The following is a 22,401-nucleotide window of genomic DNA, read 5'->3' on the forward strand; positions in this document are numbered from 1 at the left end:
GAATGATGCATATGGGTGACTTTATAACAAAGCAGTGCAAGGTTTTACTTGAAAATAAACAGCAGGCAATTATGTATGCTGCATTACTTTCAATCATACCTTTTGCCACTTGGTTATCAGTTGCCCTTGTAAGCTTGGTAACATTAAGAAAAGGTGCTCGATCCGGCTTAGATGTTTTGTTACCCGCGCTGGTAATTCATTCTGTTCCATTGATGATGTTAATACCAATATCCGGCGCATTAATTAATACGCTAATTGCCTATTTGCCATGCTATTTGGCAGCGATTGCATTGCGCAGTACTCAAAAATGGCAGGCGGTTTTTGGTGTGTTTTTAATTCAAGCAGTTCTTGGATGTTTGCTTATTCAATTACTCGCTCCTGATTTTATTGTAATTCAGTTTAACCAGCTTAAAGCGTTACTGATACAATATCAGGAGTTAGTTGAAACTGGTATGGATAGCATAAACTCATTCAGTTTGGCGCAATTATTTTTCGGTATTCAGATATTAAGTGCTATTGTTTCTTCAGTAGTTTCTTTAATGTTTGCTCGATCAATCCAAGCCAAATTATTTTTACCCGGCGGGTTTAAACATGAGTTTTTAATGTTCCGTAGCGGTAGGCTTTCATTGTTAATACTCTTATGCGTCTCGTTGGGTACTTACCATGAAATTCCTTTAGCAATTAATGTTCTACCAATTGTCTTGAGTTATTTCTTAGCTTCTGGATTTGGTTTGGCTTATTTTATTTTGGCTCGTAAAAGTCAAGTTAAGGTATTTCTATTATTACTGTTGATAATATTGTTAAAACCAACTTTTGCGCTATTTGCCTACATCGTTTTTGGTTCACTAGATAGTATATTTAATTTTAGATCGTATCTCCCGGAACGGGTAAACGAGTCAATTTGAGGGTTATTAAGATGGAAGTTATCTTATTAGAAAAAGTGAGAAATTTAGGTAACCTAGGTGATAAAGTTCACGTGAAATCTGGTTATGGTCGTAACTACCTAATTCCACAAAACAAAGCGGTATTTGCTACAGCTACAAACATAGATTTGTTTGAACAACGTCGTTCTGAGCTTGAGCAAAAAGCACAACAATCATTATCTGCTGCAGAACAACGTGCTGCTAAGTTAAATGATATTAATTTAGCTATTAGTGCAATGGCAAGTGATGAAGGCAAACTTTACGGTTCTGTTGGCGTTAATGAAATCACAGATGCTTTGGTTGCAAAAGGCATTGAAGTAAGCAAACGCGAAATCGTTATGCCAGAAGGCCCTTTACATTCAATTGGTAGTTTCGTTGTTGAAGTTCATGTTCATAGTGATGTTATTGCTAACCTACAAGTTGAAATTTCTCCAGCAAAATAAGTTGATTTCAAATAGTAGTGTGTTTGTAGCGGAACAGACAGGCTGGGCTGTGAAGCCCAGTAAATAATGCTTACGTTACTCTGAAAGCTGGGCTTTACTGCCCAGCCTACGTTCCCTAATCAATTCCTTATAGTCCATTATCCACCCTTAGACGAATGCAAAGCAGAATTTGGAGCTGGCAAGTTTTCTTCTTTACTATAGGGCTCTCTGTGAGAAAACAGCATTTGTGGATAAGCTCCATATTTAATGTTCCAGCGTTTAGAATGTCCCAGTCCGGTATCTCGGGTACTTAATACCGTTATAATATGATCTTGATACTTTAAACAGTGTTTTATGACAGCTGCCTGCTTACTTGGTTCTAATTGTAATTGTTCCTGGACATTCACTGCCTCATTAAACCACGGATCACAGATTGTTGCTTGTCCGCCCCAAGTTTTTAGATCGGTGGGATCTGATTTGGGTAGTCGATTAAGAACAATAAAGCTATGATCTCCTTTATCTCTTCCCATCATACCTAGTGCTTCGTATCTTATAGGGGCTAGGGCTTGGTATTCCGCTAGAAACATGCAAACCAAAACAATGTACTCCATACAATTACCCACACCATGTTTAACAGAGTTTTTAGCTAAGCTTTCAAGGAGCTCTATTTTCGATACGGGTTTACCATCTTTATGGTAGATTTTTCTATCGCGGGGAACCAGTTGTCCGAGAAGCTCATGCATGAGACTGTGTAGGGTATAGACAGTAACTTCACCATTGGGTTGTTCAACCATAAAGGATTGAGCGGTAGGTGTATCAATATTGGGATCAAGATTGAGTGTCGTAAGTTGTTTCGCGAACTCAGTGCTACTGCAACGAGCAAGCTGTAACAATATTATTTTTTTATAAAGATTTCCTCCCGGAAGATTGACCGAGAAAGGGATTAATGCTCTTGCTTTGCTTACAAAATGTTTTGCTACATCTAAGACGGCCCTTTTTTTATTTTCTTCAAATTCGTTTATTTGAGTTTGGATATCGCTATCAGTACTGTGTTGTTTTAATATATTTAAAACAGCAAGAGCATGCTCATGATCAGACCCGGTATAAATACTTAAGGCTGTTTTAAGCACTAAGTCGGTCACTAAGGCATTATTATTAAGCAAAAATATGACTGCCTCGAGCGAACTTCGGCCTATTGCTTTAAATAAGGGGGATTGCCCATTTTTATCTGTCTCATAAATCCAGTTAGGGTTTTGTTTAGTCCAGAGCTCAGCCATTTTAACATCTGTTCCGTCCCATAACTCTGGATGATGGCTGGCTAGTTGGTATAAATTAGTATCGATAAGATGTATTTGTTTTCCGAATCTAAGGGTTGCTTTGATACCTGCATCATTAAGTGCATTAGTATAAGTGACCAGCTCATCTTGTGAGGGTGTCTGTGCAAATTGAATATGAATAAATGCGAGGAGTGTTGTATCTAATACGAAATTTTTTGTACCTAACCATTTACTAAGTACGTATTTTGCTTGTTTTATCAACTTAATTTGGGCTTGATCGTCCCAATTAATCCTTGAGTTAGAAATACTTCTGTCAAACACGTGCACACCTCAAAATCATTTTACATGTGGGCATTTAAAATAAACTTTGCACAATAATAACTCACTTTGTGATTTTTTTCAAGTTGGATATGAGAGGTGTTTCTGGGGGAAGGTCTACAAAAAATATATTTTATAAACGGACAACAGTGCAAAAATGCTATTCAATACAGCCCAAATATAGGCTGGGCGACGGCCTCTGTAACCACTATAATAAGAGTAAATTGCAATAAAGCTACTTCCGGTACCAAATATCCATTGCTGGTCATAGGCAAATCCTACTGAAAGCAAGGCAATGCCACAAATTCCAAGTAGTAAAAAAAGACTACTTTCTTTAGCCAAAAATAAATAAAAAATTAAAAGTTGTACACATAATAGAATTGGTAGAGCAAGCTGGGTATACCTTCCACTGCCGAATACAATGGCTAAATGCCCCGCAATAAGAATAAGCTCCAGAGCGACATAATAAAAAAGTTTATAATGGATCGCCGTGCCAAGCAGGGCGATTGCACCAATTATATAATAGGGCTGAGGGGGCCACTGTGTTGTTCCATAAAGAACAATAAGCGCCCCAATAATACCTAGGAATAAATATTTATTTTCATAAATATTAGTCATGGATCACCATTTGAGATAAATACCTTTATTAACAGACTCTTGGATGATTGCATTTTGAGATTTATTGAATGCAACCCAGTAATTACCCATATTACTCAATGCAAAACGCACTCGTGGGTATTGGCATACATCTAAAACAGTATGGCAGTCGACAAGTACCGTTGCTTCACCTTCGTTTCTATAACACTTAAAGTTTAAATTCTTAACGTCCGACGCAAAAGCTCCCCAGCTCATTGGATCAAAAGTTGCATGCAAGGGAGGACTCATAAATGCTTCATCAGAAGCTTGATGTTCCATTTCAATTGATGTATTTGAATGGTTTTGGATTAAATAATAAGCCTGTTTTCCAGTCTCATTTAAGACTAAAAAATTTTGATTATAACCAAAACCTGTAACCTCACATCCTCTAGGAAATGAGCCTACAGCATGAGCGTTACTCATTAAAAGACTAGAAAAAAGAATGGATGCACTAATACAGCTGAACCGTGACATAATTACCTCTATAAGCAAATTTGGGTGCTATTTTAATCATAAAAAAATCAAAGTCTATTGGAAAATAAAAAATATATCCAAGAGACATTAAATAGCCTGGTTACTTGCAACCAAGCTACGCAGGTTAAGCTTAATCCTTACTTGCCGCAATTTTTGCTTTTATCATGGGATAGTAGGTTCGATAAAAACTTAAATACAAGTACATAGCAACATAAGCCATGGATAAAGAAAGCCAAACATTATTGGTGTTCGGGTAGTTAATTAATAAGCAAATTGAGCTGATTCCATAAACAATCGAGCAACAATGCATCAAAATTTTTAATATCCTAGAATCAGTTAGATAATCTAATCTAGAAGGATAAACATACTTTACCGGCACAAAAATAAGGATTGAAAGTATGGTTAATATCAGGGCGTTTGCGGTGGCGGACGTATTAAAAAGAATCATATAGAAAATTGTAATATTCCAATAACAGGGGAATCCTTTAAAGAAGTGGTCTGGAGTTTTGGCATCCGATTGACAAAATTGATAAGACGAGGTGATTGTAACAGCTGCGATAATCAGTATGGAGTAATCTGGTGGCAGCATATCAGGCTTAACTAACAAGAAAAAGCAGGGAGTGATTACATAGTTTACGTAGTCAACAATATTGTCGAGTAAGGCTCCATCAATTTTGGGTAATACTTTTTTTATATTAACCTGGCGCGCAAGACTTCCATCCACTGCATCAATGAATACCGTAATTGCCATGAGCCATAATGCAAAAATGTATTGATGGTGATATATTTTTTCGAGAGTAAAAACGCCAATGCAAGCTGCACTTGCAGTAAATAGATGTACCGACCATGCTGCTAGATATTGCATTGGTGGGAACTGTGGTTTGCTTAAGCTCATTAATTATCCTAGTGTTAATGAATGTTAATTTAAGTAGAGCTGTTTTTGCCTCTACATATTCATGGCCAAAGAATAAACCGGCACTATTAACATCATGATTTATTACTTATTGATTTTCGTACAACATTCATAGAATACAAAAATAGTATCAATAATCAAAAGTAGTGCGCAAGAAAAGTTGTTAACTTTAACGAAATATAAAATTTCATAGGGTGATTTGATGAAAATTCAAACTATTAATCCGGCAACTGATAAAGTTATTCAAACTTATCAGTGTCTCGATGAGTCGATGAGCCATGAGCGAATTAAGGCAGGAGACCATGCTTTTCGCCAATGGAAATTAACTGCTTTTGCTGACCGAAAGAATTTGATGCTGAACTTGGCACAAATGCTTAAAGAGCAAAAAGAAGAATTGGCAGTTTTAATGGCTATGGAAATGGGTAAACCAATTACTGCAGGTCAAGCAGAAATTGATAAATGTGCCTGGCTATGTGAGCACTATGCAGAACATGCAGAAACTTACTTGGCTCCGAGAATAATTCAGACAGAAATGAAAAAAGCCAAAGTATGTCATCTGCCTCTGGGAGTGGTTTTTGCGATTATGCCTTGGAATTTTCCATTTTGGCAGGTACTCCGATTTGCAGTACCGACAATTATGGCTGGAAATGCCGCTATTTTAAAACATGCCCCCATTTCATCTGGAACTGGGAATAAAATAGAACAGCTATTTAACGACGCAGGCTTTCCTGAACATTTATTTCAACACGTTATTGTTGATAACGAGGTAGCTGCCCAGATTATTGCCCATCCCAAGATTGTGGCTGTTACACTTACTGGAAGCGAGCGTGCTGGTATGGCTGTTGCTTCACAAGCGGGGAAATTTTTAAAGAAAGTGGTATTGGAACTCGGGGGAAGTGATCCCTATTTGGTGCTCGAAGATGCTGATTTAGATTTAGCTGCACGTTGCATTGTGAGTTCACGGCTTAATAATTCAGGCCAGGTTTGTATCGCTGCCAAACGTATTATTGCTTTAAATTCAATTGAAAAAGAACTTACAGAAAAGATTAGTCAGCAAATGAAACTATTTAAAATGGGGGATCCTTTGGATGCAGAAACCAAGCTTGGACCTCTCGCACGTGCTGACTTGCGTGATACAGTGCATAAACAAGTAGAAAAATCGCTTAAACAGGGTGCTAAATTATTGTGTGGTGGTATAATTCCCGAAGGTCAAGGGTTTTATTATCCTCCAACGTTACTTACAAATGTAATGCCAGGCATGCCGGCTTTTGATGAAGAGCTCTTTGGACCTGTTATTTCTGTTATTCCAACAGAGAGTGAACAGGAAGCAATCGCTTATGCAAATCAAAGCCAATATGGTTTAGGTGCTGCAGTGTTTACGCGTGATTTGGGGAAAGGAGAGCGTATTGCTACACAGGAAATAGATGCAGGCGTCTGTTTTGTAAATGCAATGGTTGCCTCAGATCCACGATTACCTTTTGGTGGAATAAAACATTCAGGTTATGGGCGCGAATTGTCGAAAGAGGGCATCTTAGAATTTGTGAATACCAAAACCGTAGGAATTAGTGATTCGTAATAATTAAAATAATAGTTGCTGTAAACTAGGAGCGATTACATCGTCCCTAAAAGGCAAAACTGACGGGGTAAGCAATGTCATATAAATTTGAAGAAGGTAAAGGGGTATTAATAGAAGCTATTGTCGATAGGATTAAAAATTCTATGACAGGTGAACAAGCTGAATTTTGTGCCGAATTTGCCAAGCAATTATATGGAACTGTCGCCATGGAAGACCTGAGCGCATGGGAACTAGATGACCTTTATGGCGCTGTAGCAAATTTTTGGTCGCTTCTTAGTGAACGCAAACCTCATGAGACCAAAATTCGCATTTACAACCCAGATTTTGAGCGTCATGGTTGGCAAACAACGCATACAGTAATTGAAGTTGTTTGTGATGACATGCCTTTTCTAGTTGATTCCATTCGCCTAGTTATTCATCGAATGGGCTTCGCATCTCATTTGAGCATTCATATGGGGGGTATTCGTGTTAAGCGCGATCAAAATAATCACATCTCCGCTATTTTACCACGTGACAGTGTAGGTGAAGAGAAGGGTGTAATCCATGAAGCGCCTCTATTTTTAGAAATTGATCGTCAAACTGACCCCAAAGTACTGCAAGAATTACATGATCGCTGTTTGCATGCTCTTGAGGACAACCGAGTTGTTTTTGAGGACTGGGAAAAAATGCGCTCCGAAGTCCGGGAAGCGGTGGTAGAAATAGATAAAGTTTCTTCAGTTCTGGATGCCGGAGAGGTTGCTGAAACAAAGGCTTTCTTACAGTGGATAGAAGATCACCATTTTACCTTCTTAGGCATAAGAGACTATGAGTTAGTACAAAAAGGCAGTGAAACGTTATTACAAGCAATCCCTGAAACGGGTCTAGGTCTGTTACGAGAAAGCGTGACTAAGTCAATGACGCGCAGTATCTCTGCAATGGCTCCTGAAGCACGCGAATTTACTTTATCACCTCGTATTTTAGTCATGTCTAAAACGAATACTTTAGCAAGTGTTCACCGTGATGCTTATACCGATTATATTGGTATTAAGCGTTTTGATGCTCAAGGTAATGTTATTGGTGAGCGTCGAATCATTGGTCTTTATACGTCTGCCGCATACCATACGAATCCTACTCAAATTCCTTTCTTGCGCCGGAAGGTAGCAGTGATTATGGAAAATTCTCACCTGAAGCCACGTAGCCATGCTGCGAAAGTCTTATTAAATATCCTTGAGACATTACCGCGCGATGATTTAATTCAAGGTACAGAAGAAGAGCTGTTAGAAATAGCAATGGGTATCTTTTACATGCAAGACAGAAAGCGAATTCGCTTGTTTGCACGTATGGACGTATATCGTCGCTTTGTTTCTTGTCTGGTTTATGTGCCTAAGGAGCGCGTAAATACGGAATTAAGAATGGCAATGAAGCGGATATTAGAAACGAGCTTTAACGCCGTTGAAACAAATTATACGACTTTGTTTACTGAGTCAGTTCTTGCGCGAATTCATTATATTATCAAAATTGATCCTGAGAATTGCCCCGAATATGATTTTAAAGAAATCGAAATGAAACTGATCGAGGCCGGACGTTCCTGGACCGATGAGCTGCAATATAATTTGTATGAAGCTTATGGCGAAGAACAAGCAAATAGTTTATTTGCGCGTTATCGAGGTTCTTTTCCTATAGCATACTGTGAAAACTTTACTGCTAGAACGGCAGTTTATGATATTAAACACATTGAAATGCTGACCCCAGAAAATCCTTTAGGAATTAATTTCTATCGTGCATTGGATGAGTCAGAAAATAACTTTAGATTAAAAGTTTATCATCATGATGCAACTATTCCTTTATCTGATGTGTTGCCTATTTTGGAAAATCTTGGTTTACGTGCAATTACTGAACGTCCATATGCATTAAAATTTGACGATGGTAAAGTAACCTGGGTTAATGATTTTGCCATTCAATACAATAAAGATGGTTGTGTAATTGAGCTGGATGACATTAAAGAATTATTCCAGAATGCTTTTGCTAAAGTATGGTTTAGTAACGCAGAAAATGATGGTTTTAACCAATTAGTGTTAGCTGCTGGTCTTGATTGGCGTGAAGTTGCTATTTTACGTACTTATGCCAAATATTTTAAACAAATGGGCTTTACTTTTAGTCAAGAGTATATGGAAAGGGCGTTAAATAATAACGTTAATATTGCTAAAAAATTGGTTCAATTATTTGAGATACGTTGCAATCCGGCTGAAGAGCAAGTTCTTCGCGAACATCGCTTTAATGAATTGTCTGAGGAAATTTTAGTTGATTTAGATTCAGTATCGAATCTTGATGAAGATAAGATTATCAGACAATATATCCATGCTATTGCGGCTACTCTTCGTACTAACTTCTACCAAGTTGATAATCAAGGTAAGCCTAAAGACTACATTTCAATCAAATTAAATAGCAAAACAATACCAGGTTTACCAAAACCTTACCCAATGTTTGAAATCTTTGTTTATTCACCACGCCTTGAAGGGGTCCATTTACGTTGTGGTAAAGTAGCTCGTGGAGGATTACGTTGGTCTGACCGCCGAGAGGACTTCCGTACTGAGATTCTAGGTTTGATGAAGGCACAGCAAGTAAAGAACTCCGTTATTGTACCTTCTGGTGCTAAAGGTGGTTTTGTACCTAAAAACTTACCTGTTAATGGTAGTCGTGAAGACATCATGGCAGAAGGTATTGCTTGTTATCAAATATTTATTCGTGGTCTGTTAGATGTAACAGATAACTATGTTGATAATAGCGTTGTTAAGCCTGATTATGTTGTGTGTCATGATGAAGATGATCCGTATTTAGTTGTTGCTGCGGACAAAGGTACTGCAACATTCTCCGATTTAGCGAATGCAATTTCTTTAGAATATGGTTTCTGGCTGGGTGATGCTTTTGCATCCGGTGGCTCGGTAGGCTATGACCATAAAAAGATGGGTATTACTGCTAAAGGTGCTTGGGAATCAGTAAAACGTCATTTCTATGAATTGGATATAGACATTCAAAATAATGATTTTACCGTTGTCGGTATTGGTGATATGGCGGGGGATGTGTTTGGTAATGGAATGCTGTTGTCCAAGCATATCAAGCTCATTGGTGCTTTTAACCATATTCATATTTTTGTTGACCCAGATCCAAACGCAGAACTTAGTTTTAAAGAACGAGAGCGTCTGTTCAACTTACCTCGTTCTAATTGGACTGATTATGATAAAAAACTCATTTCCAACGGTGGTGGTGTATTTAATCGTAATGCCAAATCAATTCCAGTCAGTAAAGAAATGCAGGAAGTTTTCGGTATTAAACAGACTGAAATTGAACCGAATGATTTAATTAAAACGATTCTAAAAGCAAAGGTTGATTTACTCTGGAGCGGTGGTATCGGAACTTATGTGAAAGCAAGTTCTGAATCCAATCTGAATGTAGGCGATCGGGCTAACGATGCGACTCGGGTTAATGCGAAGCAATTGCGTTGTAAGGTAATTGGTGAAGGCGGTAACTTAGGCTTAACTCAATTAGCACGTATGGAATATTCGCTCGGTGGTGGACTAGTTTATACCGACTTCATTGATAACTCAGGTGGTGTAAATTGCTCCGATAAAGAAGTAAATATCAAAATCTTGCTAAATGGTATTGTTGCTGTGGGTGATTTGACACCTAAGCAACGAAATGAGTTGCTTAGCGAAATGACTGATGATGTAGCTAAATTAGTACTTCGTGATAACTTCCTGCAAACGCGAGCGATTAGCTTATCTGCCTCACAGGCCATGCAGGCGTTGGAATTACAAGGTCGATATATTAAAGAATTAGAGCGAACTGGAAAAATAGATCGTCATCTTGAATTCTTACCTGATGATAAAGCATTACAGGAGCGCAAGTTAATGGGGCAAGGTCTGGGACGTCCAGGAATTGCGGTGTTAATGTGCTACAGTAAGTCAATCTTAAAAGAGCAAATACTGGCTTCTGGGGTTCCTGAAGAAAGTTATATGGAACAGTTCCTAATTAGCTCGTTCCCGAAACAGCTTCAAGAACGGTTTAGCAAGCAAATGCAAGACCATCCGCTAAAGAGGGAAATTATTGCAACTAAATTAAGTAATATCATTGTAAATGAAATGGGCTTTACCTACGTTTACAGATTACAAGATGAAACAGGCGCCCCGGTTTCAGCTATTGTTAGGGCGTATATGATTACGCGGACTGTGCTTAACTTAGAGTCGATTTGGAAGCAGATTGAAGATCTTGGAACTCATATTAGTGCGAAACGACAAATTGAAATGATGATGTTTTATGTTCGACTTTCAAGACGTATTACCCGTTGGTTCCTACGCACACAGCGTAAAGCAATGGATATTAGTGAAGTAGTGAAGTTGTATTCCCAAGGTATGAATGAGTTGAAGATGTCTATTCCGTCTATTCTCAGTGAAGAACGTAGAGCTCGATACGAAGAACACCATCAAGAGTTGATTAAAGAAGGTATTCCAGCTAGTTTAGCACACGAACTGACAGTAGCTCGTGGACTGTTCTCTGCAACTGATATCATTGAAATTGCAAGTAAGCGTGATATGAAAGTACCGGAAGTTGCTGAAGTTTACTTTGGTATTGGGGAGTTCTTGGATCTTGCTTGGATAAGAAAGCAAATCATTATGCATCCAACTGATAACCATTGGGAATCTTTATCTCGGGAAGCACTACGTGATGATTTAGATTGGCAGCAACGACAGTTAACAGATGGTTTACTTAACTATGATGGTGCTAGTATAGATTTACAAGAACGTTTGACGTCCTGGGGAGATGCTCATACGGCATTGATCGAGCGTTGGCACTTTATTTTATCAGACTTAAAAGCAAGTTCAGTGTTGAACTATACGATGTTTTTTGTTGCGATAAGAGAGTTACTGGATTTGACTCAGACGACATTACAGTCTTATTCCGAAGTAGAGGTTGTATAACAAAAAAAGCCCGTTTTAGTACGGGCTTTTTTTATAGTCTAGCCTGGTTGCAAGCAACCAGGTTTTTCTTATTTAAATGGGGTCCTCTCTAACTGCACAGCCTTTTTATGACCTTCAAATAATACTACGGGCTCAATCCCTTTAAGCACACTTACCGCAACTAAATAATGTCCTGCTCCTAGTATTGAATAATCAATTAACTCACCTAACTCCGAACCATTAGCCTCATGAACTAGCTTTTGTCCAGAGTAAATATCTTCATCAGTTACAATTGAATAAATACTTAATTGATGTTTTAAAGTCGATTTGTAATGCATACGGGCAATAATTTCTTGGCCTTTATAACAGCCTTTATTAAAACTAAGGTAGGGGGTTTGCTGCAAATCTAGACGATGGGGTAAAAATAAACCGCGTGATTCGGGGTAAAATTCAAACTGGCGTTGTGCGAGCCTTAAGCTGTGCCAAGTTAAAGAGCCTAATAATTGCTGTTGTTCTGCGAAACGTTGTGTGACTGCCTCAGCAAAAGTTGATTCGCCAATAAAAATGTAAAAACCATTACCTAAGTGAAAATAACAATAGCCTGTGCCATAGGTTAATGCATAAAGATTATTAGGAAAAAAATGTGAGTCAGGTACTATATCTTGAGGATTTTGTAAATAAAAACCAAGAACAACCAACTCATTATTTTCTTTAAGATTAACTCGTGAAAGCATCGCTGTTTTATTTAAGGATTTAACTGTTGCTTCCAATAAGTCTTTAGGGAGCATTAGTTTTATTCCTTTCCAATCTAATACGTCCATTAAGGTAAGAATGCGGCCTTTGAGATTACACTGTGCGCCTTGAATCATTTGTATATCAGAAATTGAATTCACATCGCAAGTAAGTTGGCCTTGCAGAAATTCGCCTGCTTTCTCTCCAATCACCTCAAGGATACCTAAATAAGATAAATCAAATAAATAATTCTTTTCTGATTGGAGTTTAAGTTCTGCCTCAATAGAACCAAAAGTTGTTAAGGCTCTATGATTAATTAAGTGATTAAATGTTGTGTTCATAATGGATAAGCGTTTCCGATTTCAAAGACAGTAGTGTATCATTTGCGGGTTCATTAAATCATTAAGAGATTTACAATGTTGGATGCACGTGAAAAAGCAAGATTAGCGTGGCACTGTCGCCGCGGAATGCTTGAGCTGGATTTGATACTGCAACGCTTTTTAGAGCAAGGCCTTGATAAGCTATCAGCCGATGAGGTTAGCGCGTTTGATTCACTATTGAGCTGTACTGATCCTGAGCTCTATGCATGGTTAATGGGACAAATTGACCCAGAGGATAACGAGTTAAAAGCAATTGTCACACTTATCCGAAATCAACATTAAGCTGGGGCCATCCGAGATTTATTTCCGCCTGGTTGTAGTTATCAGTTTATTAACCACGGGGCTAATTTTTTATTCCGCGCTTTATTTAGCTGTAAAACTTATTCTCCTTGGCTTTCTTCTGGCTGTATTACGGTTTGATTGGTTAAATAAAAAGCCGAGAAATGGCATTAAGGAAATTAGATTCAGGACGAGCAAGTGGATTTTGGTGTTCAACAACAATAAAAGCCAAGATTATCAGGAGGCCCAAGTTCTTCTTCATAATGTCCTATTTCAATTAATTCAATTTACTCATTTAACTCAAAAGAAGTATGTCATTCTTTTTATTGATCAAATTTCAGAAAGTCAATTTCGACAATTACACTTGAAGCTTCTGTAGAGGAGAATAAATTTATATTGTTTAATCAGTGCTCTCTTATGATACAATGTATTCATTTTGTATGCTAAGAGATGTGACCATGGGAATTGAATCAAAACAAGATAAAACAGCAGTGAATGCGGGGCTTAGTGATATGTCTTATACCACATTGGATGAAATTTATCCTAAAAGTACTGCGGTCAAAGTTGGTTCCTACAAAGCATATATTGGCGGTGTTTCTGGCTGTTGGAGCGCTTTTAATAAAGATTCGCCCCCACATCGAATCGATGACTCCGAGCTTTTTGCTTTTTTCAGAAAAACTGATTCGAACAATGAAAAGGATTCATCTTGGAAAATTCATTTAAGTATTCATCCTAACGATCTTAATCGAGCATGGGATTTAATTTATCCTTTTCTTATGGAGCATGAAGTCCCTTGTTTTAAAACGACGCGTAATACCGTATCACAAATTATGTATACAGCAATGGATAAGGCTGATACAAGTAGCAATTCCCTGACCGCTGCGGAAAAAGAACAAGCTTTGCGTGATATCATTCGTGTGTTTAATGGAATGCAAATTACTATTTATATTCCTGAAGGAAAGGAACGTGAATACAATGATCTTTTGGAACGAATTGAACCAATATTGTATGAGGCTGGTATTCGTCCCGGAGTTATTGATAAAAGCGATAGGGCTTTAGGAATCTACAGTTCGGTGCGTAATGAGGGAGTTAAATATACTTCACACGACAAAGTGTCAGGCTATAAAGTTGCAGCACTACAAGATCCTTTCCAGGCTATTCGAATTGAATGGAACAAGGTCAAAATAAATTGGGGTGGTTTGGATTATGCACGACATGTGAACAAGGCAAAAGGGTTGTTTTTCCAAATGCTTGATGCGGAAAAGAAGTATACAAAGGGAATGCACACGAAGAAAGAATTTGAACAGGTTTATGATGTTGCAATGGAATACTTTAAGCGCTGGCATACTTTACTTGAAAAATCTGCACCGGAAGATTTGGCAACATTAGCTGCTCGAGATCAAGGCGGATTCTTGGAGTTAAAGGAATGGGTGGAGAAAGGATACGAATTCTTGCCGTCAATAAGAAAACATAATGCGAAAAAAGTTAAAGAGGCAGAAGACGTCTTAGCAAGATCACCACGTGTTAATACGCTATCCATAAAGCCAGTACCTTTGCTAAAAAGAACTAAGGCTCATTTTAGTTTAAATGAAGAAATTGTTGTGAAACCGCAAGTTGATGTAGTGGAGCAGGCAGATGAACCAAAATTAGTTAAGAAAGAGTCTTTTGCGAGAGCGCTTCAAGAGTTAAAAGCTTTTAGAGAAGACTCATTTAACGATCCTCTCTTAGATATGCAACTGAATGATGTACTTAACAAGCCTAAAAAATCAACAAGCAAATCAGCAACCAGAACCTTTTGGGGGCTGTTTGATGGATTATTGATAGGTGCTGCTTTGGGGGTAGCCCTTAGTATTGCTTTCGCCCCTTGGGCTTTAGTGATTTGTCTTAGCTTAAGTGCAAGTGGAATGGCGATTGGCGGGGTGGTTGGGCATTATACTACCCGATCTAGTCAGGATACTGATAAACAGCCATTAATTCAGAAGAAGCCAGCTGAAACTAAAGCAGTGCAAGTAATTGCTCCTCATAAATCCTCAAAAAGTTTAGGCTTTTTTAAAGAGGATGTGGTCGATGAAGGTGATGATGAGTATCAGATAGTGGCCCAGCCTACACATATCCATGTAGCAAAATAAATTAGATGCAGCCGGGTTGGCTTGCAACCCGGCTACGCCGAATAATAGTTATCATCCAGATGTAGTTAAGAAAACTTATTCCTCGAAATGATATATACTAAATCATAACGGACAAATTAAAATCCAATTTCGCACAATGGAATGAAAAGAAAGAGGGTGTAATGAAGAGTAAAGTTTCTTATAGTGACGAAGAACTCGTAAACTTAGCACAGCAAGGAAATCAGAACGCATATAATCTGCTGTTTACACGCTATCATAATAAGGTACAGCAAATTATTTATTTTCACATCAATGATCACACTCATGTAAATGATTTGGCCCAAGAAGTACTACTTAAGGTTTTCCGTTACTTACGTTACTTCAAAGAAGAAAGCCAATTTTCCACATGGCTTTATCGCATTACAAGAAATACCATTAAAAATCATTATCGTACAGCAAGTACTCGTAGCGATTTGGAAACTGAATTTGAAGAGAATCAAACTCATTCCATGAACCATCAATCTCCAGAATATGCATTAATAACTATTGAATTTGGAGAACAATTAGAGTTAGCTATATCCATGCTCTCTGAAGAATTACGAGCATGTTATGGAATGCATATTTTTGACGGTCAAACCTATGAGGATATTGCTAAAAAGATGGATTGTCCCATAGGAACAGTTCGTTCCCGCATTTTTAGGGCCAGAAAATTATTGATGGCATCAATCGAAAATTTTGTTTAATGCCACGAATGATTTAAAATAAGCCAAATCATATTACGACATAAAGGGTATCATTATGCCAGGCATGTTTGAAAAACGTTTAAATTATTGTAATGGTCAACTTGATAAACTTTTCCAAGGATTGATTTTGAGCAAAGAGCTTAATATCCAGTTACAAGCGATTAAAATCCATTATCATAGTATGATCCTTAATGCTGGTGCACATGGAGAGCGTGTGATTAAAATGTATGAGTTCTTGATCAATACACTGCATCAAGCGAGAAATAAGACAATCACGTTAAGCGAGGCAATAAGGCGTGTTGAGCAGAAAGCTGCGGCAAGAGAAAATGAAATTTTTTGGAATAATGGTTTTAACGGACTTTCACTAGCACTTTTATTCCTTTTAGCAACAGCAGCTTATTTATCCTTATATGTGCTTGTTGCTTCTTGTTTTCCCATCCAACCGATTATTGGTTTTGCGGTGCTTGTTTTGGCTTCAGAATTATTTATTGAGCAGTTGAATAGGATTCTTAGCCCATACATTGATTTTGAAGTTTCTGCTCCTATTAAAGATGAATGCAAGCGCGAAGTTAGTGTAATGTCATTTTTCAGATCGAATCCTATTGAATTAGCATCACAATCATTTAATGTGGAGAGTCCATTAGTTGAAGTTTCTTTTTAGCTAAGTAAGCTATTTTTAGAAACATTTTTAAATTCTGCCCCAGATATACGAAATAAATCATCTGTTATTAAAAAAACATATGTTAACATACCTGCATTCATCTGAATCCTAATAAGAACTATGCTGGAAAGTGATCGCTTAATCAGTACCCAAAGTCTTGTCTCGGAAGAGGCCATTGATCGCGCTATTAGACCGCTAAGTCTTCGTGAATACATTGGCCAAGAGGCAGTGAGTTCACAAATGCAAATTTTTATTGATGCGGCAAAAAAGCGCGGAGACGCGTTGGATCATGTGCTAATTTTTGGTCCTCCAGGGCTTGGCAAAACCACCCTGGCCAATATTATTGCTCATGAAATGGGTGTCAATCTTCGTCAAACCTCAGGCCCTGTTATTGAACGGGCAGGGGATATCGCTGCAATATTAACGAACTTGCAAGAAAATGATGTATTGTTTATCGATGAAATTCATCGCTTAAGCCCAGTTATTGAAGAAATTCTTTATCCAGCAATGGAAGACTATAAATTGGATATTATGATTGGTGAAGGACCCGCAGCGCGATCGATTAAATTAGAGTTGCCCCCGTTTACTTTAGTTGGAGCAACAACGCGAGCAGGCTTACTTACCTCACCATTACGCGATCGATTTGGCATCGTACAACGATTGGAATATTATTCTGTAGACTCTTTATCGCAGATTGTGGCGCGTTCAGCCCAATTATTAAATGTTAAGACTGAGCAGGAAGGAGCGCGAGAAATTGCGATGCGTTCAAGAGGTACCCCTCGAATTGCTAATCGTTTGTTACGCCGTGTTCGCGACTATGCTGAAGTGAAAGGTGGTGGAATAATAAGTTTAGACATTGCGCAAAGAGCCTTGGAGATGCTTGATGTAGACAAGCACGGATTCGATCTGATGGATAGAAAGCTTTTAATGTCGGTTATTGAACAATTTAGTGGTGGTCCTGTAGGCGTAGATAGTATTGCTGCTGCAATTGGTGAAGAAAAAGGGACAATTGAAGATGTTTTAGAGCCATTTTTAATACAACAAGGATTCCTTATGCGCACACCACGAGGTAGAATAGCAACAGCTCGGGCTTATCAGCATTTTGGTTTAAGTACTGCTGCACAGGATAATTCATGAATCAGGAAACGATTTATCAATATGATGTACGTGTGTATACCGAAGATGTGGATTATATGGGTATTGTGTATCATGCAAATTACCTGTGCTATTTTGAACGTGCACGAACTGAAATGCTGCGTCAAGATAATTTAATTCTTAGTGATTTAGCAAAAACCGATACACTCTTTGCCATTACTGAGATTAATATCCGATATCTTGCCCCAGCACGATTAGACGACTTGTTAAGCATTACTACTAAAGTAGGAAAATCAGGAGCTTGTAGTTTTGAGTTTGAACAGGAAATGAAAAATCAGCAGGGAAAGCTGCTGTGTAAAGCGCAAATTAAAGTGGTTTGTGTTGATGGAAATTTAAAACCGAAACGATTTCCAGGTAAATAATAGGGGACGTCATTCCGAACGAAGTGAGGACTTCCTGAATGAGGCACTAGATGTCTTAGACTGGTGTTCATTCAGGAACCCTGCAGGTGACGTTCTTTGAGGACTAATTAAAATAAAGATCTTGGTAGCGGAGACAAAAAGAGATGGGTAGTCAGGCAAATGTATTAATGTATTTTATGCAAGCAGGGTTAGTAGTTAAATCAGTAATGATGTTACTCGCCGTTGCGTCTATTACTTCTTGGACATTGATTTTTCAACGAGCATGGTTTTTTAACCGTAAAAAACAAATGACCGAGGCATTTAGCCGTAGATTTTGGGATAGTGGTGATTTAAGCCGACTCTATGCGGATATTGATAGTAATGCTGATGAGCGCCAAGGAATGGCGGCAATTTTTCATGCGGGCTTTAAGGAATTTGTGCGTGCTAGAAAACAAGGACAGGTGGTTTTAGAGCCAATTCAGCGTGTAATGCAAATTAGCCATGCCAAAGAAGCCGAGAAGTTAGAGCAACATTTACCTTTCTTTGCCTCAGTTGGCTCCATTGCACCTTACGTAGGATTATTTGGTACGGTTTGGGGGATTATGACTTCGTTCCAAGCTTTAGGACATGCACAACAGGCTACTATTGCAATGGTTGCTCCCGGTATTTCTGAAGCCCTAGTTGCAACTGCGTTAGGACTTTTCACTGCAATACCAGCGGTTATTGCATACAACCGATATTCAACTCGTGCTAATGGTTTATTGGACCGATTTGAATTGTTTCAGGAAGAATTGATATCGCTTATAGAACAACAAAACAGTAATACTGTAAGAGGATAAAGTTCAAAATGATCAAAGCAAAGACCAAACGTGAGCGTCCCATATCTGAGATTAACGTTGTGCCTTATATTGATGTAATGTTAGTTCTGCTGGTTATTTTTATGATTACGGCCCCAATGCTGAGTCAAGGGGTGACTGTAGATCTACCGAAAGCGGCAAGCCAGACCTTGGCGCCTACAGATAGAGAGCCCATTATTGTTTCAGTAAATCAAGAAGGTACTTATTTTCTTAATATCAGCAGTACTCCAGCCGATCCTATTGATCCACAAGCTTTAACGGTTCGTGTTGCCGCTGAATTAGAATTAGCAAAACAGTCAAACCAGAAACTAAATGTATTAGTTAAGGGAGACCAAGGCGTCGCTTACGGTAAAGTAGTACAAGCGATGGCATTATTAAAGCAAGCTGGCGCTGAACAAGTAGGATTACTGACTGATGACACAACAGCCAATCAATCAGAGGGGCAAGCATGATAAATCCTAGTTACCGTAATGCTTTTTTTATAGCTATTGGTTTGCATCTTTTTTTAATTGTGATGCTTCTGTCCGATAATTCAAGCCAACGTCCAGTATTGACCGCTGAGGCTAAAAACGAGCCAGGAATTGATCAACCTATTGCCGCAACTCCCCCGCCTCAGCAAGAAGTTGTTAAAGCGGTAAGCGTTGATAACAAGCAAGTGATGGAGACGGTTAATCGTTTAAAGCAAGAGCGTGAGCAGCAAAAGCGAGCCGAACAAAATCGTCAACGAGAGCTGAATCGACAAGCAGAGGCAGCCAAACAGCAACGCATTAAAGAGCAGCAACAGCTTGCACGTCTGAAAGAAGAGGCCAATAGAATCGCCATTGCCCGTAAGAAACAGGCAGAGGAAGAGAAAAAACGGCTGAAGCAGATGGCTGAGCAAAAAGCATTGGAAGCCAAGCGCATTGAAGAATTAAAAAAACAAAAGGAAGAGTTGGTAAAGCAACAGAAGCTTGAAGCTAAAAAACTCGAAGAGCTCAATAAGAAAAAGCTTGCCGAAAAAGCGCAGGCAGAAAAGCAAAAGGCCGAAAACACTAAAGCAGAAGCTGATGCTAAAGCGGCAAAAGAGCTTGCTGATAAAGAGCGTATCGCCAAAGAAAAATCTGATCTTGCCAAAGCTGAAGCCGAGCGCAAAAGACAAGCCCAAGCTACGGCAGCACAAAATGCAGAGCGTGAAGCGCGAATTGCGGGTGAGGTAGATAAGTATAAGGCACTGATTGTTAATGCAATTGGAAGAAATTGGATTCTTCCTGAAAATGTAGACAGCACCTTGTCCAGCCAATTTAGAATACGTTTAGCTCCAGATGGTGCTGTATTGGAAGTTACGTTAATACGTAGCAGCGGCGATCCACTTCTTGATCGTTCAGCGCAAACAGCCATTCGCAAGGCGTCACCACTTCCTGTACCTACGGATGCTACGACGTTTAATCTGTTTCGCGATATTAGTTTAACCGTTCGTCCAGAACAAGTTAGGGGGTAAAACTCGTGATTAATCGAATTACTACATTATTTCTTTTGTTGTTTACGCAACAGCTTTTCGCTCTTGATTTAGAGCTAACGCAAGGGATCAACTCCGCGTTACCTATTGCTATTAATTCTTTTGGCTCTGATCGTGGCGCCCAAGAGATAGCCCAACTTGTTGAGCATGATTTAACTTTTTCGGGCCAATTTAAAATTGTTTCAGGCCCCCAAGGTCCTAATGCCCAATCATCTGTTGCTACTTTAAAACAATTAGGCGCTGATAGCGTGGTGACGGGACGAGTTGTCGCTGTGGGTGGCCAATATGAGGTTAGTTTTACTTTATCTGATGCCGTAGCCAATGGAGCGACTTTATTAACGAAAACTTATAAAGTTGGTGCTAATCAGTTAAGACCTTTAGCACATCACATCAGTGATGAAGTTTATCAAAAGCTGACTGGGGAGCGTGGTATATTCTCAACGCGTATTGCTTATATTTCTGTACAAAGAAGCTCTCGTGGATCTCGTTACTCATTAGAAGTTGCGGATGCAGATGGTTATAACCCACAAAGTTTATTGGTATCTTCTGAGCCAATTATGTCTCCCTCTTGGGCACCCAATGGCCGAAATATTTCTTATGTATCCTTTGAGAAAAAGCGAGCGCAAATTTTCACTGTCTCTGTTGAAACAGGGCAGCGTCGATTAATTACAAGTTTCCCCGGTATTAACGGTGCTCCAGCATGGTCACCAGATGGCAATCAATTAGCTGTGGTTTTATCAAAAAGCGGTACGCCCAAAATATACAGTGTTGATGTAGGTAGTGGGACGATGAAGCAACTGACCTTTGGTGATGCAATTGATACGGAACCTCGCTATGCTCCTGATGGCAAGAGCATTCTCTTTACTTCTGGTCGCGGCGGTTCCCCCCAAATCTACCGTTTATCTTTAGGGGATGGACAAGTAAGCCGTGTTACTTTTGATGGCAACTATAATGCTCGTGCTTCATACACTCCTGATATGAAAAATATCGTTATGCTGCATCGTGATGATCGCCAATTTAATATTGGTTTACAAAGTGCCAGTGGTGGCCCTGTAGTGAGTTTAACCTTTTCTGGACGTGATGAGTCTCCATCTGTAGCTCCTAATGGACGATTAGTATTGTATGCAACTCATAATCAGGATCAGGGGGTTTTAGGTATTGTTTCTCTTGACGGTCGTATCCGGATGAAGTTACCTGCACGTGAAGGTGATGTACAAGAGCCAGCATGGTCTCCTTATTTAGGCTAAGGTTAATCCACATATGAAACGGATTTTTTATATATTAATACTTGGTTTGGTGGCATTAAATTCTCATGGATGGAATATGCAAGGCCATCAGGTTGTGGCGCAAATTGCGTATGATAATTTGACGCCACAAGCCAAAGAAATGTGTCGCAAGATTTTGAATTCACGTTCAAAAAATTCATTTAACTCCAATTTTATTGCCGCGGCAATCTGGTTAGATCAGATTCGTTTTAAAAATGTGCATTGGTATGATACCTTCCATTATATTAATACTCCATTTGCTGAAGATGATACTGCGCTTCCTTCGGTAGAGGCGAGCAATGCAATTTGGGGTATAAAGAATGCGATTGCCGCACTGTCGGCCAAAAAAATCAGTGCTTCTGATAAGCGTCTGTCGTTACTAATTTTGATTCACTTGGTGGGCGATATTCATCAGCCTCTACATGCAGCAACTAAAGTCAGCCATCGCTTGCCTAAAGGTGATTTGGGCGGCAATTTATTCCCCTTAGGTACCAATTATGTTGGGGGCAATTTGCATCAATATTGGGATAATGGTGCAGGTTTTTTTATTGGTCGCAGTAAAGTAAGTCAAATTAAGTTTAAGGCGCGATTATTAGAACAGCGGTGGTCTTGTAATCAGATGCCCACTTTAAAAGATCCGGGGCAATGGGCTAAAGCATCTTATGAATTAGCTACAAATCAGGCCTATCACATTCATCCCAAGGAAATACCTAGTAAGCAATACCAATTGAGAGCGCAGAGCTTAATTCAAAAGCAGACTGCTACTGCAGGCTGTCGTCTTGCTTCGGTGCTTAATGAATTAGCAAATAAATCTTAATAGTCTGATTTAGGTGTAGGTTGGGCCATTAAGTATAGAATTAGACTAGCGTAAATTGTATCGTAGGCTTTACAACTTAACCTCCACTTTAGTTA

21 protein-coding genes are annotated in these 22,401 nt (G+C 38.9%); 16 read left to right on the forward strand and 5 right to left on the reverse strand.

Annotated features, from left to right (window positions below):
• Positions 1-2 precede the first annotated feature (2 nt).
• On the forward strand, positions 3-905 hold the full coding sequence (locus E1P08_RS00545; RefSeq protein ID WP_133135078.1) for a hypothetical protein: 903 nt from the start codon (positions 3-5) through the stop codon (positions 903-905).
• Positions 906-916: 11 nt separating this feature from the next.
• Positions 917-1,366, forward strand: coding sequence for a 50S ribosomal protein L9 (rplI, locus tag E1P08_RS00550; protein ID WP_133135079.1), 450 nt, complete (start codon positions 917-919; stop codon positions 1,364-1,366).
• 137 nt (positions 1,367-1,503) lie between these two features.
• On the opposite strand, the gene E1P08_RS00555 is transcribed toward rplI, so the two are convergent.
• From E1P08_RS00555 to pcsA, 4 genes are all read right to left on the reverse strand, one after another.
• Positions 1,504-2,943 carry an ankyrin repeat domain-containing protein gene (locus tag E1P08_RS00555; protein ID WP_133135080.1) on the reverse strand — a complete coding sequence of 480 codons (1,440 nt, stop codon included), beginning with the start codon at positions 2,941-2,943 and terminating at the stop codon, positions 1,504-1,506.
• Between the two features lie 114 nt (positions 2,944-3,057).
• Positions 3,058-3,558: a hypothetical protein gene (locus tag E1P08_RS00560; RefSeq protein ID WP_133135081.1), complete on the reverse strand. Its 501-nt coding sequence runs from the start codon at positions 3,556-3,558 to the stop codon at positions 3,058-3,060.
• Between the two features lie 3 nt (positions 3,559-3,561).
• Entirely contained in the window at positions 3,562-3,999 is a 438-nt protein-coding gene (locus E1P08_RS00565) for an enhanced entry protein EnhB (protein WP_423202196.1), read from the reverse strand.
• A 181-nt stretch (positions 4,000-4,180) separates the two neighbouring features.
• The gene (gene pcsA, locus E1P08_RS00570) at positions 4,181-4,945 is read right to left on the reverse strand and encodes a phosphatidylcholine synthase (protein WP_133135083.1); all 765 of its coding nucleotides are present in this window, start codon (positions 4,943-4,945) and stop codon (positions 4,181-4,183) included.
• Between the two features lie 220 nt (positions 4,946-5,165).
• On the opposite strand from pcsA, the gene E1P08_RS00575 reads away from it, so the two are divergent.
• Both E1P08_RS00575 and E1P08_RS00580 read left to right on the forward strand, forming a co-directional pair.
• A complete protein-coding gene (locus E1P08_RS00575; protein ID WP_133135084.1) occupies positions 5,166-6,539 on the forward strand; it encodes an NAD-dependent succinate-semialdehyde dehydrogenase in 1,374 nt (457 codons plus the stop codon).
• A 74-nt stretch (positions 6,540-6,613) separates the two neighbouring features.
• A complete protein-coding gene (locus E1P08_RS00580) occupies positions 6,614-11,494 on the forward strand; it encodes an NAD-glutamate dehydrogenase (protein ID WP_133135085.1) in 4,881 nt (1,626 codons plus the stop codon).
• Positions 11,495-11,562: 68 nt separating this feature from the next.
• Here E1P08_RS00580 and ygfZ read toward each other — a convergent pair whose 3' ends face one another.
• A complete protein-coding gene (gene ygfZ / locus E1P08_RS00585; RefSeq protein ID WP_133135086.1) occupies positions 11,563-12,546 on the reverse strand; it encodes a CAF17-like 4Fe-4S cluster assembly/insertion protein YgfZ in 984 nt (327 codons plus the stop codon).
• 78 nt (positions 12,547-12,624) lie between these two features.
• Between ygfZ and E1P08_RS00590 the strand changes: the two genes are divergently transcribed.
• From E1P08_RS00590 to E1P08_RS00640, 12 genes are all read left to right on the forward strand, one after another.
• Positions 12,625-12,867 carry an FAD assembly factor SdhE gene (locus E1P08_RS00590; protein ID WP_207387334.1) on the forward strand — a complete coding sequence of 81 codons (243 nt, stop codon included), beginning with the start codon at positions 12,625-12,627 and terminating at the stop codon, positions 12,865-12,867.
• Positions 12,839-13,243 carry a protein YgfX gene (locus tag E1P08_RS17700; RefSeq protein WP_423202171.1) on the forward strand — a complete coding sequence of 135 codons (405 nt, stop codon included), beginning with the start codon at positions 12,839-12,841 and terminating at the stop codon, positions 13,241-13,243. Before E1P08_RS00590 ends, E1P08_RS17700 begins: the two co-directional genes overlap by 29 nt.
• A 79-nt stretch (positions 13,244-13,322) precedes the next feature.
• Complete coding sequence (locus E1P08_RS00595) at positions 13,323-14,993, forward strand: hypothetical protein (RefSeq protein ID WP_133135088.1); 1,671 nt, start codon at positions 13,323-13,325, stop codon at positions 14,991-14,993.
• 161 nt (positions 14,994-15,154) lie between these two features.
• On the forward strand, positions 15,155-15,715 hold the full coding sequence (locus tag E1P08_RS00600; protein ID WP_133135089.1) for a sigma-70 family RNA polymerase sigma factor: 561 nt from the start codon (positions 15,155-15,157) through the stop codon (positions 15,713-15,715).
• Positions 15,716-15,770: 55 nt separating this feature from the next.
• Positions 15,771-16,376, forward strand: coding sequence for a DUF5638 domain-containing protein (locus E1P08_RS00605; RefSeq protein ID WP_133135090.1), 606 nt, complete (start codon positions 15,771-15,773; stop codon positions 16,374-16,376).
• 120 nt (positions 16,377-16,496) lie between these two features.
• The gene (ruvB, locus tag E1P08_RS00610; protein ID WP_133135091.1) at positions 16,497-17,513 is read left to right on the forward strand and encodes a Holliday junction branch migration DNA helicase RuvB; all 1,017 of its coding nucleotides are present in this window, start codon (positions 16,497-16,499) and stop codon (positions 17,511-17,513) included.
• Positions 17,510-17,893: a YbgC/FadM family acyl-CoA thioesterase gene (locus E1P08_RS00615; protein ID WP_133135092.1), complete on the forward strand. Its 384-nt coding sequence runs from the start codon at positions 17,510-17,512 to the stop codon at positions 17,891-17,893. Before ruvB ends, E1P08_RS00615 begins: the two co-directional genes overlap by 4 nt.
• 143 nt (positions 17,894-18,036) lie before the next feature.
• Positions 18,037-18,711 (forward strand): protein TolQ, encoded by a 675-nt coding sequence (gene tolQ / locus E1P08_RS00620; protein ID WP_133135093.1) that lies wholly within the window; start codon positions 18,037-18,039, stop codon positions 18,709-18,711.
• A gap of 8 nt (positions 18,712-18,719) precedes the next feature.
• The gene (tolR, locus tag E1P08_RS00625; protein ID WP_133135094.1) at positions 18,720-19,181 is read left to right on the forward strand and encodes a protein TolR; all 462 of its coding nucleotides are present in this window, start codon (positions 18,720-18,722) and stop codon (positions 19,179-19,181) included.
• Positions 19,178-20,206: a cell envelope integrity protein TolA gene (gene tolA / locus E1P08_RS00630; protein ID WP_133135095.1), complete on the forward strand. Its 1,029-nt coding sequence runs from the start codon at positions 19,178-19,180 to the stop codon at positions 20,204-20,206. The genes tolR and tolA overlap by 4 nt, the downstream gene beginning before the upstream one ends.
• Positions 20,207-20,211: 5 nt before the next feature.
• A complete protein-coding gene (gene tolB, locus E1P08_RS00635; RefSeq protein WP_133135096.1) occupies positions 20,212-21,471 on the forward strand; it encodes a Tol-Pal system beta propeller repeat protein TolB in 1,260 nt (419 codons plus the stop codon).
• Positions 21,472-21,484: 13 nt separating this feature from the next.
• Entirely contained in the window at positions 21,485-22,306 is an 822-nt protein-coding gene (locus tag E1P08_RS00640; RefSeq protein ID WP_133135097.1) for a S1/P1 nuclease, read from the forward strand.
• The last annotated feature ends 95 nt before the right edge of the window (positions 22,307-22,401 follow it).

Source organism: Legionella rowbothamii (genome assembly GCF_900639985.1).
Classification (GTDB): Bacteria; Pseudomonadota; Gammaproteobacteria; order Legionellales; family Legionellaceae; genus Legionella; species Legionella rowbothamii.